The 16,527-nt window shown below is 51.9% G+C and carries 14 protein-coding genes; 4 read left to right on the plus strand and 10 right to left on the minus strand.

Translation table 11 applies throughout. From position 1 onward, the window contains the following. The first annotated feature begins 120 nt into the window (after nt 1–120). Entirely contained in the window at nt 121–1,437 is a 1,317-nt protein-coding gene (locus CSR02_RS13475; protein ID WP_099541986.1) for an outer membrane beta-barrel protein, read from the plus strand. 49 nt (nt 1,438–1,486) lie between these two features. On the opposite strand, the gene CSR02_RS13480 is transcribed toward CSR02_RS13475, so the two are convergent. Further along, the gene (locus CSR02_RS13480) at nt 1,487–2,845 is read right to left on the minus strand and encodes an NCS2 family permease (protein ID WP_099541987.1); all 1,359 of its coding nucleotides are present in this window, start codon (nt 2,843–2,845) and stop codon (nt 1,487–1,489) included. A gap of 222 nt (nt 2,846–3,067) precedes the next feature. Here CSR02_RS13480 and CSR02_RS13485 point away from each other — a divergent pair, with 222 nt between their 5' ends. Both CSR02_RS13485 and CSR02_RS13490 read left to right on the plus strand, forming a co-directional pair. Next, complete coding sequence (locus CSR02_RS13485) at nt 3,068–3,310, plus strand: hypothetical protein (protein ID WP_042787678.1); 243 nt, start codon at nt 3,068–3,070, stop codon at nt 3,308–3,310. Between the two features lie 100 nt (nt 3,311–3,410). Beyond that, nucleotides 3,411–4,115: a hypothetical protein gene (locus CSR02_RS13490; RefSeq protein WP_099541988.1), complete on the plus strand. Its 705-nt coding sequence runs from the start codon at nt 3,411–3,413 to the stop codon at nt 4,113–4,115. A gap of 52 nt (nt 4,116–4,167) precedes the next feature. On the opposite strand, the gene CSR02_RS13495 is transcribed toward CSR02_RS13490, so the two are convergent. The 3 genes from CSR02_RS13495 to CSR02_RS13505 form a co-directional block, all read right to left on the minus strand. Next, complete coding sequence (locus CSR02_RS13495; RefSeq protein WP_042787680.1) at nt 4,168–5,124, minus strand: alpha/beta hydrolase; 957 nt, start codon at nt 5,122–5,124, stop codon at nt 4,168–4,170. 261 nt (nt 5,125–5,385) lie between these two features. Then, entirely contained in the window at nt 5,386–6,054 is a 669-nt protein-coding gene (locus CSR02_RS13500; protein ID WP_099541989.1) for an NAD(P)H-binding protein, read from the minus strand. Continuing rightward, complete coding sequence (locus tag CSR02_RS13505; RefSeq protein ID WP_183172605.1) at nt 6,051–7,469, minus strand: coniferyl aldehyde dehydrogenase; 1,419 nt, start codon at nt 7,467–7,469, stop codon at nt 6,051–6,053. Before CSR02_RS13505 ends, CSR02_RS13500 begins: the two co-directional genes overlap by 4 nt. An 88-nt stretch (nt 7,470–7,557) precedes the next feature. Between CSR02_RS13505 and CSR02_RS13510 the strand changes: the two genes are divergently transcribed. Then, nucleotides 7,558–8,166, plus strand: coding sequence for a TetR/AcrR family transcriptional regulator (locus tag CSR02_RS13510; RefSeq protein ID WP_099541991.1), 609 nt, complete (start codon nt 7,558–7,560; stop codon nt 8,164–8,166). A 33-nt stretch (nt 8,167–8,199) separates the two neighbouring features. Here CSR02_RS13510 and CSR02_RS13515 read toward each other — a convergent pair whose 3' ends face one another. From CSR02_RS13515 to CSR02_RS13540, 6 genes are all read right to left on the minus strand, one after another. After that, a complete protein-coding gene (locus CSR02_RS13515; protein ID WP_099541992.1) occupies nt 8,200–8,904 on the minus strand; it encodes a VIT1/CCC1 transporter family protein in 705 nt (234 codons plus the stop codon). Nucleotides 8,905–9,036: 132 nt separating this feature from the next. Continuing rightward, nucleotides 9,037–10,392: a sensor histidine kinase gene (locus tag CSR02_RS13520; RefSeq protein WP_099541993.1), complete on the minus strand. Its 1,356-nt coding sequence runs from the start codon at nt 10,390–10,392 to the stop codon at nt 9,037–9,039. Further along, the gene (locus CSR02_RS13525; RefSeq protein ID WP_099541994.1) at nt 10,389–11,060 is read right to left on the minus strand and encodes a response regulator transcription factor; all 672 of its coding nucleotides are present in this window, start codon (nt 11,058–11,060) and stop codon (nt 10,389–10,391) included. The genes CSR02_RS13520 and CSR02_RS13525 overlap by 4 nt, the downstream gene beginning before the upstream one ends. Further along, nucleotides 11,060–14,134, minus strand: coding sequence for an efflux RND transporter permease subunit (locus tag CSR02_RS13530; protein WP_099541995.1), 3,075 nt, complete (start codon nt 14,132–14,134; stop codon nt 11,060–11,062). Before CSR02_RS13530 ends, CSR02_RS13525 begins: the two co-directional genes overlap by 1 nt. Next, the gene (locus CSR02_RS13535; RefSeq protein ID WP_099541996.1) at nt 14,134–15,288 is read right to left on the minus strand and encodes an efflux RND transporter periplasmic adaptor subunit; all 1,155 of its coding nucleotides are present in this window, start codon (nt 15,286–15,288) and stop codon (nt 14,134–14,136) included. The genes CSR02_RS13530 and CSR02_RS13535 overlap by 1 nt, the downstream gene beginning before the upstream one ends. Continuing rightward, the gene (locus CSR02_RS13540; RefSeq protein WP_099541997.1) at nt 15,285–16,520 is read right to left on the minus strand and encodes a TolC family protein; all 1,236 of its coding nucleotides are present in this window, start codon (nt 16,518–16,520) and stop codon (nt 15,285–15,287) included. The genes CSR02_RS13535 and CSR02_RS13540 overlap by 4 nt, the downstream gene beginning before the upstream one ends. Nucleotides 16,521–16,527 lie beyond the last annotated feature (7 nt).

Genomic DNA, 16,527 nt, shown 5'->3' on the forward strand with positions numbered 1-16,527 from the left:
TATATACTATAGAGTGATAACATTTATCACTACTTTTTTATTTCTCTGTCGGAATGTTTGTGTCAAAACTGCTGAATGATCTGGCCTCGCAATAGCCACACCTAAGGGAACGCGCTCTCCATGATAACATTCCCAAAGAAACAGAAAGTTCTCCTTCTTCTCTCTGCTTCCTCGTTACTTGTTCCCGCTTTACATAAAACTGCGCACGCGCAGGTGTTGCCGTTCACAAGTCTTAAAACCAGCAGCTCTGGCTTGGGCCACTGGTTGTCTGATATTACGCTTACAGGCCAGATTGAAGGCGGTATCATGGCAAACCCGGCCCGCCCCAACCCCGGCTATAACTATGGTGACTTCTTGGCCGATCACGCCAACCAGGTACAGTTGAACCAAGCCGAGTTCACCCTCTCCAAAGCCATTGATTCCAGCCTGAACGAATATCAGATAGGCTTCACGCTGGAAGGGCTGTATGGTTCCGATGCCAGATATTACCATGTGCTTGGTATTTCAGATGAGGAATGGAAGGCACGCTACCAGCTTATTCCCGCGCAGGCCCACGTAGATGTGCATCTGCCGTGGCTGACAAAAGGCGGGCTAGATATGCAGGTTGGTATCCTGCAAGCACCAATGGGCGTGGAAGGGCTGGACCCTACCTCCCGCGCTTTTTATACTCTTGCCTATACATCTGAATACTCTGTGCCGTTTGAGCATATTGGCGCCATGTTCAATTGGCATGTGACACCCATGGTGGATGTGACTTTCGGGATTGATACCGGGAACCAGACATCCTTCGGCCATTCAGACAACAACCACATGCCTGCGGCCTATTTTGGCTTCAACCTGAACAACCTCGCGCATGGCAAATTGCGCATTGTAGAACTGAGCCGCGTTGGGCCTGAAAACTCCTGGCGCTCGGTCGGGCATTATGAAGCCGATCATGCGCAACGTTTCTGGAACGATATTAACGCCACTTATGAGATAAATGACAAGCTCTCCGTTACCGCAGAATTCAACTACCTACATGATGAAGGCGTGCGCGGCATTGGTGCACGGGGCCAGTTTGCTGGTGCGGATGCAGAAAGTTTTGTTAGTTTCCTGAGTTACAAGATCAATAAGGATTTCACCTTCAACTACCGTGGGGAAATCTACCGCGATAACAACAACATGATGGTAGCTACCTTCCGCGGCAACAATTCCTACATGGAAGCACTGGCAGGCACGGGCGGCGAAACCGTTGCCGGCCCTTCTGGCCACGGCACTACGTATGGGGATTTGTCCTTAAACGTTGTATATCACCCAGACTTGGGGCACCATATACGCGTCTTCCAGCTCCGGCCGGAAGTACGGTTTGATCGCTCCCTTAACGGTACCACACCTTTTAATGGTGGCCGAAACAACGGTATGTTTACCTTTGGTGGTGATGCCGTTATCGGGTTCTGATCCTACTTTCAGGCACAGGCTGCACATCTGGCGCAGCCTGTTTTTTCTTTCAGTGGCCTAATCTGGAAGACAACACCAGATACACAATAAACACACAGTCCAACCCGCAAAGCATTAGGGTAAGTTCCGCCCATTTGCGCGTTGTCACTACAAAAGCTGTATGTAGCAGCAAGCCCAGCGCCAAACTGACCATAAAATCTCCCGTCAGCATGGTGACAAGCACCATAAACAACGGAATAATCCGCTCCGCCGCTGCCAAAGATTTTAAATCCGGCAAGCTGCCAAGCATACCCAACCCCACCAGAATAAGCGCTGGTGCTGTTGCCACAGCGGGTACGCAGATAATAAGTGGCCACAACACGGATGAAGCCGCAAACAGACACGCCACAACCAAAGCTGTCAGCCCGGTGCGGCCCCCTTCTTCCACCCCCACCAAAGATTCCAGATAAGCTGAAACTGTGGATGTCCCCAAAGCGGAGCCAATAACACTTGCTGTGGCATCTGCAACAAAAGCAGACTTTGCAAGTAATGGTTGCCCTTGCCTATCCTTTAACCCGGAACGCTGCATAACAGCCATCATGGTGCCCGTAGCATCAAAAAAATCACCTAAAAAGAAATAGAGCGTTATCGGCAGAACCAAAAACAGATTGGCAAACAAGCCATGAAAATCATACGGAAACAGCATGAACCATGGGTAGGAAGGCCAATCCACCCAATGCGCCGGTAATTGTGTCACCTTGCTGCCATCTGGGTGGGGCACCCACAAACCGGCTATGGTGATAATAATAACAGACACCAGAATTGCTGCTGGAATACGGGCCCATTTTAGCATTATTGCCAGAAAAACGCCTGCCAGCGCCAAAAGCACCACAGGGTTGGATAACTGCCCGAATACCAGCCCCTCCCCGCCTTTGGTAACCAGGCCGCCATTAACAATGCCGATATGGGCCACAAAAGCCCCAATGGCAAAGTGAATGCCCTGTTTGACTGAAAGCGGGAATGTTTCAACAATTTTGCTGCGCCATGGCGTAAGAGAGAGAAACAGAAATGCCAACCCGCCCAAAAGCACCATGGTAAACGCCTGGGCGGCAGGAACCCCCATACGCACAACAACAATTTGGGCAAACACCACATTACTACTCATAACAGGCGCAAGGGCTATGGGCAGATTAGCCCCTATTGCCATAATAATAGACCCAACAACCGCAGCAGCAATTGTGGTAAGCACCATGGCATGCTGGTCTAACCCGGCTGATGCCAGAATGGTGGGGTTAACCGCCATAATATAAGCCATGGCACCAAAAGTGGTAATGCCCGCCACAATTTCTGTAGCAATGGTGGATCCTCGGCCGGAAATATCAAACACACGATCCAGACATGCGCACATGCCTGACCATAAATCTTTCATTCATTCCTCGGCAGTGCTGGGGCTGTTTCCACTTTAAGCTTATGGATATACGCATAAAACAACACCAGCGTAACCAGCCATTTCTCATTCGTTCAGGTGTAATTCTTTTTAGCACATAGCTGCCATCTTTCTTCCCCTGTAGCTGAACACAAGAGGCATCCCCATTTGATACAACGAACAGATGCTCTGATTTGAACATCATGATAAGTAAGGATAACTTTTATGACCGATAAAGCACCGCACGAAACCAGCTCCCTTTTTCATCTGGCTGAACGTGCCCTCAAGCAGCCCAAACTGGCAACCAAGGAAGAAGTGCGCGAACTGGCAAACTACGTGCTGAAAGGCGGCGTGCATGCTGGTGAGGCTGAACGTGAAGTGGCCAAAAAAGCTGAGCGTAACCCAGAAGGTGTAGAAGCCACGGAAATTGAATCTCTGGCAAAAGTTGTTATTGCTGCACATTCCTGATGATTGCATGGGCAGATGGTTAGAAAACCGTCTGCCTCCAATTTTAGCACAGGGCTACCTCTCCTCTCTCCCCAATATATAATTGGAACAAAGAAAGGAGATGAATTTGAAAAAATTACTTTTGATTGCCCTGTGTCTGTGGGCAACACCTGTTATGGCCTCATCCGTCCCGCAAACTGTGGATGATGCCTACCCATATGTAGATGCCGCATCCATTTTACTGACCAATGATATCAAGTCATTCCTAAGTGGCGGCAAAAGCCTGATAAATTGGGCCCCTGTTTTTCCGCGCCCAACCGTTGTCACTGCGCAAGGCTATTGGGCAGCATGGAAATCTGATGCCACTGCTGCTGCAAAAAATTTTCCTGTAGATAAACCCATTTATATCAGTGGGCAGGCGCTTTCCGTCTCCCAGACAGGAGAAGATTTTTATGTTGATTATGCCTCCTCCCCATCTGGAATAGATGACGTGCAGGCTTACCTTTCCAACAATGGTGTTAACGCGGCATCTTCCTATTCCGCCGGAAAAACTGTTTCTCTTTTATGTTTCCGTGCCAGAAACATGTTTCAGCCAACAGATCTGGGCGGTTGTGAAGATATAGGCAGTGTGGCACAGAATATTTTTGTAGATGCCTATAAAGATCTGGCCCTGATAGCCGCAGGGAAAAATGGCGGCAGGCTCTCTTTTTCCAAACCCGCACAAAGAATGATCATTTCAGCGCAAAGCTGTGCCATGCAACTTCGTAAAGCAGCATCGGAACCCGTTTCTCCCAGAGAAATGGCTTCGTGCAGAGGCAGTGAATAAAGTGTTCAAAACAGCGCCTGACAAGACAAAACCCTGTCAGGCGCTCTTGATATTACAGATTTAGTGTACGTTTAAGGGCTGCGCAGTAGGCATCCATAAACCTGCGAGAAAGTTCAGCATCTGGCACATACATGTCAAAAACATGATACGCGCCGGGCACTACCATAACTTCTGTTGGCACAGCCGCAGCCATCAGACGGGTTGCGTAATCCAGATCTTCCTTCAAGAAAAGATCCATTGATCCCACACCAATAAAAGTAGGGGGCAGACCTGCCAGATCAGTTGCGCGGCCCGCAGCGGCATAAGGTGGTGTTTGCGGTCCACCCGCTTTATCCCCCAGATACGCCTGCCATGCATATTTGTTGGCCGACCGTGTCCAGACAAATTCACCAAAATTGGCGCCCGGATCACTATTTATTGCAGTGCGGTCATCCAGCATGGGGTAAATGAGCAACTGAAAAGCCAGCTTATATTCTTTTTTGTCACGCGCCATCAGGCTTAGCGCTGCACTTAAACCACCGCCTGCACTTTCGCCCGCAACCGCAACCTTATCACGCGAGATGCCAAGCTTGCTGGCATTGTCATGCACCCATTTCAGCACGGCATAACAATCTTCAATTGCACCGGGATATTTCACTTCTGGTGCCAGACGGTAATCTACGGAGAAAACCTGAAAGCCCAGATCACTGGCCAGTTTCTGGCATTTGGGATCATCCACTTCAGGATGACCAGAAACAAGGCCACCACCATGAATATAAACCATGGCCGGTGCATTGGGCTGTACATTACGTGGCGTATAAACAATCACGCGTACATCTGGGGCATTATTCAACCCCGGCACGTATTCTTCCCGCGTTACAACATCTGGCAGAGGCCGCCCTTCAATAAGGCGCACAGATGTTAGAAAAACCTCTCGCACTTCTGGAAGTGAGAGCGATGAAAGACCATCAAAAGATGGCATTTTCTCAAGAGTGGGAAGAAATTCGGGATTAACTACTGATTTTGGCATAATAACTCGCCTCCTATTTTGCAACGGGCATCACAGACCGCGCTGCAAGGCCAGTTTATATACCTATATGCCTCAGAATTTATTGATTGGTATCAATATAAAAATACAATAACCAGATATTTTATATATAATTTTTAAATTATATTTCCTTATATATCTCTTATAGGATCATTTTATTAAAAAATGTATCTTTGAATATTATCTCCTTTTTTCCTGTGTCTCATGATGCATTTTGAATTTTCCCTGCACGCCATATTTTCATCAATCGGCAGTTTGACGCGCAATGCGGCAAATATCCGCGTTGTCATATATTCGGCACCCATCGCCCGCCTGCCCTACAAGCCCGACAATTGCTTTTGCAACAATCTTCGCATCAATCGCACCATACTTGGAAAGCTGACCAACCATGAGCGGCGCCAGAGCTGCCGCCAAGCGCTGCCCAATTGCCTCCAGTGGCCGCGCCTCCGTACGCGGCCCCAGAAGCATACCTGGGCGTATAATATCCACGCGCTTAAAGCCTACAGCCTTAATGTCACGCTCAATTGCACCTTTGGTCCGCAGATAAAAACCGGGGCCACCTGCCCCCACAGAGGAAACAAGAATGAACTGACGCGCACCTAGCGCATACGCACCTTTGGCAAAAGCGAGGACGTAATCATGATCAACGCGAAACATAGCCGCCTGTGATCCTGCGGTACGCAGTGTTGTGCCTAGGCAGGAAATTGCCACGTCCGCCCCAGAAGACACCGCAGCGTGTAATGTTGTTTCGGGTGCGGCGTACAGGCGTTCGAAATCCATGACATGATCGGAGCCTGATGATTGCCGACGTGTCAGGCTGGTCACCGCAGTGTCGGGCTGCATGGCAAGATCCGTATCGACAAAGCGCCCGATGAGGCCAGTACCCCCGATAAGCAGAACACGCATTGTCATCGCAGAATCAGATTTGTAATGGCATCGGTCAACTTGTTGAATGGAGGTTGAAGAAGCGTTGCTGCGTTAAGGCGGCCCTGCTTGTATATGCCACGCGGGTGAGTAAGCGCCATAAAACCTTCCTTGCCATGATAGGCACCGATACCACTGTCCCCCACGCCACCAAAAGGAAGATCATCCTGCGCATAATGCAGTAATGTGCCGTTAATTGTCACGTTTCCTGAAACCGTGCGTTTTAGAAGTTTCTCCCGTTCAGCACACTTGTCTCCAAAGTAATACAGAGCCAAAGGTCGGGGACGTGCGTTGATAAAAGCAATTGCTTCATCAAGATTTTTGTAAGTCAGCACTGGCAGGACGGGTCCGAAAATTTCCTCCTGCATAACGGCCATTTCAGGTTTGACATTCAGGATAAGAACCGGCGCAAGAACATGGCTGGGAGCGGAATCGCTGCCCATGCGGATGACCTGTGCCCCATGTGCCTCGGCATCATGAATCAGACCACTTAGCCGCTCATAATGATGCTGGTTAAGAATGGCCGTATAATCTGGGGAACCCACATACTCCCCCGGATGCAGCTTTTTCACCGCGATCTGATAGGCGGCGGCAAAAGCTTCCTTGTCATCTTCCTGAACCAGCACATAATCCGGGGCGACGCAGGTCTGACCGGCATTGGTCAGCTTGCCAAATGCCACGCGCTCCGCCACCCGTTGCATGGAAAAACCAGGCTCGATCACTACCGGAGACTTGCCGCCAAGTTCAAGCGTGACGGGTGTGAGATTGCGTGCAGCAGCCTCAGCCACTTTTCTGCCAACCACCGTGCTACCTGTGAACAGAATATGATCAAAGGGCAGAGCCGAGAATGCAGCCCCTACTTCTCCGTCTCCCATAACAACTGAAATCTGTTCTGGTGGAAAGATGGTTTGCACAATCTCGCCAATCACTGCTGATGTGGCCGGTGTGAATTCCGAGGGTTTGAGCATGGCCCGGTTACCAGCCGCAATTGCTGTGGCCAGCGGCACAAGGGCCAGAGAGATCGGATAGTTCCACGGGGCAATAATTCCCACAACCCCTACTGGCTGATGCACCACCCTGGCCCAACCGCACTGGAAATAAGCCGATACATGGCGGCGTTCCGGCTTCATCCAGTGTCCTACATGCCGGATCATGTAATTGATTGATTGCACCAGTGGGATCAGTTCCACAATGGCACTTTCACGCTCCGACCGCTGGCCAAAATCTGTTTTCAGGGCATGTACAATCTGCATACGCCGCTTCAGGATTTCAGCCTTCAGGCGTCGCAGATCGGTCCGCCGCTGTTTCAGATCGGGTGGTCCGGCATGCAGGAATGCGGTACGCTGGCTATCAAGAATACGGTGCAGATCAGGGGAAGTGGCATCGGACATGGTGGCCTCCATGTTTACAGGAGAAACTTATGGGAGCAGGGTATGAAACATAACGATCTGGTGTCAATGAAAGTTTCTGCTGTAAACAAAGGCCTCACGAATGAGTGAAACCAAGGACCGCCCCTATCATCACGGTGATCTACGCCGTGCACTGATCGACACCGCACTTGCCATGCTGGCAGCAGACCAGAATTGGACCTTCACCTTGCGGGAAGTGGCGCGGCGCACAGGCGTTAGTCACGCAGCTCCGTACAAGCATTTCCGTGACAAAGGCGCGCTGTTACGTGAGCTGGCCCGCATTGGCTTTGTGCAGCTTGGAGAGACAATAATTGCGGCCATGTCCTCCAATCTCCCCTCCTCACGCGCGCAATTTATGGCGGCGGCACAGGCATGTATTGCGTTTGCGCTTGGCAACTCAGGCCTTTACCGCCTGATGTTCAGTTCAGATGCGGATAAGACAATAGACCCACAACTACATGACGCAGCCATGAATACCTTCCGGATTCTCCTGCAACTTTTGGAAAAAGGGCAACAGGACGGCAGTTTCCGAAAAGTGGCCATCAATGCGCAGGCAGCCGCAAGCTGGGCGCAAGTTCATGGTTTGGCCATGCTGGCAATCAGTAATCAGCTTCTGGAAGAAAAAGTCGGGCCAGCTCCGGTCCCTGCCGCTTTGGATGTGCTGCTGGATGGGTTGTGTTGTCAAAAGTGATCTGATCTGCTTCCTGCCTGTCTCTAACAACTTTTATCCTTGCCCAAACAGCTTCCCTATCAGGGCTGTTCCTGCCATGGCGGCAATCCCCCAAAACACAACGCGCATGGTGGGGCGCAAAGGTGCTGCGCCGCCTGCGCGTGCCCCCACAACACCCAGCAACGCCAAACTCATGAGAGACACTATAGAAACTATCCATGAAACAAGTATTGAAGGCGAAAGTGCTGCTGCCATGACCGGGAGTAGTGCACCTGCCGAAAACGCTCCTGCTGATGCACAGGCCGCCTGTATGGGCCTTGCTGATGTAGCTTCGGAAATACCTAGTTCATCCCGGGCATGAGCACCCAATGCATCATGTTGCATCAGTTGCTGCGCAACGTTGCATGCCAGAACAGTATCCAGCCCACGCTGGCGGTATATATCCGCCAGTTCGTTCACTTCGGCATCCCAACTCTTGCCAAGTTCGTTTTTCTCACGGGCAAGATCAGCTTTTTCTGAATCTGCCTGAGAGCTGACAGAAACATATTCTCCTGCAGCCATAGACATCGCTCCGGCCACAAGACTTGATATGCCAGCCAGCAAAATATTTTCCCGGCTGGCATGTGCGCTGGCAACACCCATTATAAGGCTGGATGTTGACAGGATGCCATCATTCGCGCCCAAAACCGCAGCCCGTAACCACCCCAGACGGGATGTTACATGTGTTTCTTGCTGGCTGTTCAAGACATTATTTCCCATATCTGATCGACATATTCTCAATCATCTGGATTTTCTGAAAAATACGCTTCTTAAAAGGAAAGATATCCAAACAAAAAGCGTTCCATTCAGAACATCATATGCCTCAGACATGACGCAGACCTGAACGAGATTTCATTCGGTCTCTTCAGACAGAATAATAATTTCCGGCTCTGGAAAACTCAGAGAAACACATAACCCGCGTATGGAACCCCCAAGAGGTGAATGAAATTGCAGACGGGCGTTCATCTGTCTGGCAATATTACTGGCAATTGCCAAACCAAGGCCGCTGCCCCGGCTAGATGTACCACCCCGCACAAACGGGCTGGTAAGTTGCGCCAATGTATCCGAGGCCAAGGCCGCACAATCGTTCATAACGTTGATGCTGCCATCCTGTTGAACCACAACTTTTACAGGTGTCTCCAAAGTGCCATGCAATAAGGCATTTTCAAGCAGGTTACGCAACAAAATGCCTGTTGCATCCATATCGCCATGCACAAAGATGTGGCCAATGCTGTTGGTTTCCAAATCAATACGTTCCCCATCATGCGGACGGTGCCATAAATCATCTACCAAAGCATAAAGCACAGCCAGTAAATCAAAACGATCTCTCCGGAAAGCAACGCCAGAAGAGGCTCGTGAAAACTGTAAGAGCTTTTCAACCGTTCGGGCCAGCTTGCGGGTGCTGTCGGCAATAATGTCCACCCGTTTATTGGCCGCGGACTCTGCCGGCAGCATGCGCCCTAACATCTGCACCTGTGCCAGAAGAGCACCCAGAGGGTTGCGCAACTCATGTGCAGCACTTGCGGCAAAAGACCGTTCAGTGGCCAGCGCTGTTTTCAAACGGGATAGAAGCGTATTGACGGCATTCTGAATGGAAACCAGTTCAACAGGCAGATTGAGGGAGGGAATAGGAGTCAGATTACCACTACCACGAGATTGCATTTCATCATGCAAACGGTTCAAAGGCCGCAGGTCCCGGCGCACAATCAGGCGCACCAGCACCCAAATTACGGGCAGAAAAATCAGTATCGGCAAGACCGCTATGGCCGTAGCACGCCAGGTGGCCCCTCGCCGATGCAACGTGGGCTCACCAACAAGAACACGATAAGCCGTGGCCATAGGTGCCGCAATATAAACCCTGAACAAAGGGGTATTGGCAAACCCGGTATGAATATCAGGCACAAAAGGTTGAACAGGTGCGTTTTGAGACCGCAGGATAACGTGGCCTGACTGGTCAACTACCTGATACGCAAGCGTTCGTGGCCCCACATCAGGCACCCATGCCACATTGTCTGACTGCGTTTTATGCGGCTGTATGGTGATGATAGCCTGCAAACGTTCCGATACTTCCTGCAAGGAATTATCCAGACGTTCCGTTATTTCGTAACGCGTAAAACCCGCAACGGCGATACTGAGGGCAAGAAGGCTCAGCGTGACCACACACAGAACACCGCTGACAATCCGGGTGGCAAGGCTCCAGTTCTTCATGTATCCGCTCTATCGGCAAGGCAGTACCCCCGGCCACGAACGGTTTTTATAACCGTATTGCCAACCTTTTTACGCAGGCGGCTAATAAAAACCTCAACTGTATTGCTGCCAACATCCTGGTCCAGCGCATACAATGCCGTATCAATCTGCTGGCGGGAATAAATGCGTCCGGGCCTGCGGGAGAGCAATTCCATGATCGCCCATTCCCGCGCTGTTAAATCAAGCGCCATGCCGTTACGCGTTACGGAACCATTTTCCCGGTCAATCATAATCTCGCCGATCTGGTAACAGGCTTGCCTGCGTGGCGCGACGTACCGACGCGCGACAGCTGCAATCCGCGCAACAAGTTCATTCAAATCATAGGGTTTGACAATGTAATCATCCGCACCATCAGACAGACCGGCAATCCTGTCACTGATCTGATCTTCTGCCGTTGTGATCAGAATGGCGGTATCAAAGGAGGTACGACGGATCTCCCGCAGCAAGTCACGTCCGTTGCCATCTGGCAGCCCAAGATCCAGCAGCATGAAGTCATAGTCCACAGTGGCCACGGCTGCGCGCGCGTCCTCCAGTGTCATAAACCAGTCTACAGCATGCCCATCCTGCTTTACACGCTCCTGCACGGCTGCCCCCAGATCATGCTCGTCTTCCACAATGAGGATACGCATCAGTTCTGAACCTCCTCTCGCATGACACGAGCATAAAGGGATGGCAGCACCAGCAGAGTGAGCAACGTGGATGTCACCAGCCCGCCAATCACCACACTGGCCAAAGGCCGTTCCACCTCTGCGCCTGCACTTTCAGAAAACGCCATGGGAAAAAAGCCAAGGCTTGCCACCAATGCCGTAGCCATAACCGGCCTGAAGCGGGATTTTGCTCCTGCAAAAGCTGCCTGTGCCACGGCCATGCCACGCGCGCGCAATGCGGCAATTGCGCTTACCAACACAACGCCATTCAAAATTGCCACGCCAAATAGCGCAATAAACCCAATACCCGCTGAAATACTGAAGGGCATGCCTCGTAATGTCAGCATGATAATACCACCGGTTGCAGCCACTGGCAGATTGATAAAAACCAGAAGTGCGGGCCGGATTGCGCCAAAGGTTACAACCAGCAAAGCAAATATCAGGCCAAGAGCAACAGGCAGAACAATTTCCAGGCGTTGCATGGCTGAATGCAGGTTACGGAACTGCCCATCCCATTGCATGGTGTAGCCCGGTGGCAAATGCACATCATGCGCCACGCGCATCTGCGCCTCGGCCACAAAGGAGGAAAGATCCCGCCCACGCACATTGGCCTGCACCACCATGCGGCGGCGCACACCATCACGGCTAATACGTGGCGCACCGCCCACTTCATGTACATGCGCCACCTGTGAAAGCATGACGTTCCCCTGCCCGTCCATACGCCGGACAGGCAAGGCAGCAATAGCTGCCGCTGAAGCCACATTATGGGCGTTCAGACGCACCTGCGTGCTGATGATGGCATTACCGACAATAACAGGCCGCGTGCCAATATGGCCGCCTATGGCTTCCACCGTATCCAGAATATCCTGCACCGCTACGTTGCGGCTGGCAGCCTGCGCGCGATCAATATCCACCATAATCAGCGGCACGCTGCCATCTCCTGCCGCAGCCACATCTGCAGCACCTTTTACATCTGAAATAGCCGCTACAACCTTGTCTCCCAACATAGCGAGTGTTGCCAGATCATCCCCAAAAATCGAAATGGCAATCTGTGTTCGTACGCCAGAAAGCAGGTCATCCATACGCATCTGCACTGGCTGGCTCCAGGAATACAGTGCATCTGGCAACTCACGCCGTAGCGTTTCGTCCATTGCAGCTACAAGCCCGGCCTGTGTACGCGCGGTTTTCCAGGTGGATGGTGGAGTAAGAAGAATGAAGCTATCCGTTTCATTCACACCCATCGGGTCCGTGGGAATGGCAGATGTGCCTGTATTACTGACAACTGTTTTGACTTCAGGAAAACGCCGCAGGATTTGTTCCTGCTTTGTCACTGATGCAAGCACAGTCTCCAAAGATGCTGAGGGCAGACGTGTTGTGGTAACAGCCAAAGCCCCTTCATCAAGCTGGGGAATGAACTCCCCACCCAGACGCGTTGCAAGACCTGCCGATATAATCAGAACAGCCAGCGTGCCTCCAAACAAAAGGCGCGGATGCGCCTCTCCCCATTCTGTCATACGCGTATATGGCGCACGCAGGCGGGCAATCAGCCATGTATCGCCTTTAGGCCGTACGCGTGCCAGAGCCAGAGCCGCAATTACGGGAATACATATGAAGCAGTAAGCCAGCGAAGCCAGAAGCGCCATGATAACCGTTTGCGCCATCGGCCGGAACATATGCCCTTCAATGCCCTGCAGGGTAAGAATAGGCAGATAGACCATAATGATGACCAGTATAGCGAACCCCACTGGGCGCATGACCTGCTGAACGGATGAGACAACCAGCGGCATAAACGCGGCTTCTGGCTCCTCCTCCCGCCTTGAAAGGATATGCTCAATAACCACCAGAGAGCCATCAACAATCATGCCAAAATCAATGGCACCAAGGCTGAGCAGATTGGCTGAAATACCAAAATACCGCATGCCCGCCATGGCGCAGACAAGAGCCACAGGAATAACGGAGGCAATGACCAACGCAGCCTGCCAGCTTCCTATCACCACCACAAGCACTGCTATCACCAGCCCGGCACCTATCAGCAGGTTATCGCGCACTGTGGCGATGGTTTGCCCGGTGAGTGTGGCACGGGTGTAATAGGGTTCCAGCGTAATACCCGCAGGCAGGGATTGCCTGATACGTGGCAAGGCGTGGTTAATGGCCGCCAATGTGGCATTGGAACTTGCACCACTTTCCATCATGACCACGCCAATCACAATTTCACCCTGCCCATCACGGGTAACCGCACCCAGACGTATGCGCGCGCCTGTGGAGATGCGCCCAAGATCACGCAGACGCACAATGGAGCCATCAGCATTGGTGCGCACAGCAATATTGCCAAAATCTGCAAGACTGCTCACCAACCCGCGCCCGACTACACTCTGCTGCTCGGCATGATGCGTGATCCACCCACCGCCTGATGCCGCATTGTTTGTATCTACTGCGCGATAGACTTCCCCCACCGAAAGGTTGCTGGCAATCAGCCGGGCAGGATCCAGCGTGACCTCATAGGTTTCTTCCGCCCCACCATTCACGTTCACATCCACCACGCCAGGCACAAGGCGCATCTGTGGCACTACCGTCCAATTCATGATCCGGTTCAGTTCCATAAGGGAGCGCCCTGCCCCTTTAATCTGGAACTGCATGATTTCACCCATGCCCGTTGCAAGCGGCCCCATACTGACAGTGATACCCGGCACAGATATGGAAGCCCGCGCCTGCTGGATGCGCTCATTCACACGCGTGCGGTCAAGATTGATATCCGTATCATCAGCAAACTGCACATACACAACCGACACCCCACCACGGGAAACCGAGCGCAGATCTGTGAGACCGGGAATGCCCGTCATGCTGGTTTCGACTGGAAAGGTAATCAGTTTTTCCACTTCCTCGGCCGCAAGGCCGGGAGCTACAACCGAGACAAGCACCTGCTTTGGTGAGATATCTGGCACAGCCTCTACAGGCAGTTCCAGCACGGCCATAATACCTGCCGCCAATATCAGGGCCAGACAGCCCAGCACCACCATGCGGGCCCGTAGCAAAGCCTCCAGATATTTACGGGCCATCAGTCTGCATCCAGTCCGGCCAGCCCGATGATTGATTTCAGGGCGAAACTGCCGTGGCTGACCACTGCCTCACCCTCTTTCAGGCCCGAGCTTACAACCGCATGCATGCCATCATCCAAGGCTACATTTACCCTCACGGGCCGGTAATGCGTTTGATCCATCTGCGCAAATACAATGTTATAACCATCAATTTTCTGAATAGCCTCCGCTGGCACAACAATGCCTGTTACGCTATCCCGCTCCGTCAAGGTTGCATCCACCACCATGCCGGGAACCAATGTGCCTTTTGGATTGGGAACACGACTGATAATACGCACCAACCCTGTTTGCGGGTTGGCCATACCATCCACCGTATCAATTCGGGATGTAATGGCACCCCCATTGGTTTCTGTGGTCTGTCGTCCGCCTGGTTGAAGACATGCGGCCTGTTCCGGCGTAATGTCTGATACAATCCACACATCAGAGAGATCTGCCACGCTTGCCACGTTCGTAGCTGGTGTCAGATCAGCGGCAACAGATGTGTCCAGCGTTTGCACCATGCCATCAACTGGAGAAATCAGGGTGGATACCTCATCCTGCTGTTTCTGGCTGCTTTGTTCAGAGGCTGAATTGAATTCCTCATGAAAACGATGGCCCAATGTATCCACATCTGCCTGACGGGCACGCATGGTTGCATCTGCCTGCGCCAGAACATCCTGCCTGCGACGCAGCTCTGCCAATGAGAGGGTTTGACCCACCAGTTGTTTTGCGCGCAGCACTGCGGCTGCGGCATCATTTCTGCTGGCAATAGCGGCAGTTAACGCAGCACGCATCTGAATGGCTTGCAGCCGTGCACCATGGAGAGAATGATCCTGATAGTGCAACAGGGCCTGCCCTTTACGAACAGAAGCACCTGGCTGCACCAGAACATCCAGCACTTTGCCACTTCCGGCTGGGTGAATATACACAAGCCGCGTGGTATCGGGAACAATCCGGCTGATCACTGGCAGAGTGCGCAAAACTGTGCCCGATTTTGCAAAGGTTATTGTAATACCATCATTCTTCACCGCTGCGGTATCCAGCGTAACAACTGAAGGGAGTGCCTGATCTTCAGCGTGGGCACTAGAAAACACACAAAAACACATGGCAAGATTTAGAAGAACACGCTTTTTCATGGAGTGATCCCCATGGCAATCATCATTCGCAGCGTTGCGACATGCCATTCCACCTCGGCACGGGCATTGGCAAATTGCGCATTACAGGCCGCCTGTTCTGCCTGCATGACAGTTTCCAATGTTGCCTCTCCTAACCGCCATGCATGTTCTTCTGCCTCTGCACGCTTTTGCATATTTGAAGCGGCTATACGTGTTGTCTGTCGGGCAGCTGTAGCGGCTATCAGCCGGGTGCGCACACGGGATATTTCCAGATGCACCATGCGTCGGGCCTGTATTTCCTGACTATTGGCGGATGCAAGCCTGTTACTGGCCTCGGACATAATCGGTGTATTTCGGGCCTCGCTGGGCAAAGGAATGCTGAAATTGACACCAACGCGGTCATCCCACGGGCTGCCATACTGTTTTTCATGAATGACATCGATGCCCACTTCCGGGTTGGGCATAAAAGAGCGGCGTGCAAGCTTCATATTGGCTTGTGCGGCTTCAACATTTTTGTGTGCGGCCTTTACGCGCGGATCATTGTCCTCCATATCGCGCGGCTCCACAAAATGCGCATGTGCCATATCTCCACTATGGGAAAGATCAACCTCGACCGGTCGACCAAACAAAACTTCCAGTTCTGCCTGAGCGTTTTCCAAATACTCCTGCGCCAATGCCTGTTCATTATGGGCATTTTCCATTTCTGACTGCGCTATCTGGCTCTCCGAAGATGAAGATTCCCCCACATGCACGGCATGGGTGGTAAAACTGTTTATCTTGCTTGCATATTCATACAGCCGTCGTGCCGCTCTTAAGCGTTCCTGAGCAATCTGCGCTTTGGCCGCTGCATCTAATATCCTTATGGAAAGCGACAGGTATTCGACATTCAACTGTTCATCCAGAGATGCGGCTTCAGCACTTGCAACCTGCCGTGTGGCGCTTCCCTGCCCCGGCAACCAGAGCGGCACAGACACACCTCCCTGATAAGTTGTGTACCCTTCATTACTCCCGATTGCATGGTCATCCATGTATTCGCCAGATAGAATGGGCCCACCTGCAAACCATGACCCCGCAGCATTGCTTCGGGCTTTTGCGGAATGATGACTCACCTGTAGTTCTGTGCGCACGGGGTCAACAGCCCAGGCCATGTTCACAGCTCTATGAAAATCCATTTTTTCTGGTGCTGGTTGGGCATTTGCGGAAAGCATACCAAAGGATGAGGCCACAATACCGAGCAGCAAAATCTCACGCATGAGGTGA

The sequence above is a fragment of the Acetobacter pomorum genome, from assembly GCF_002738225.1.
In the GTDB taxonomy this organism is placed as follows: Bacteria; Pseudomonadota; Alphaproteobacteria; order Acetobacterales; family Acetobacteraceae; genus Acetobacter; species Acetobacter pomorum.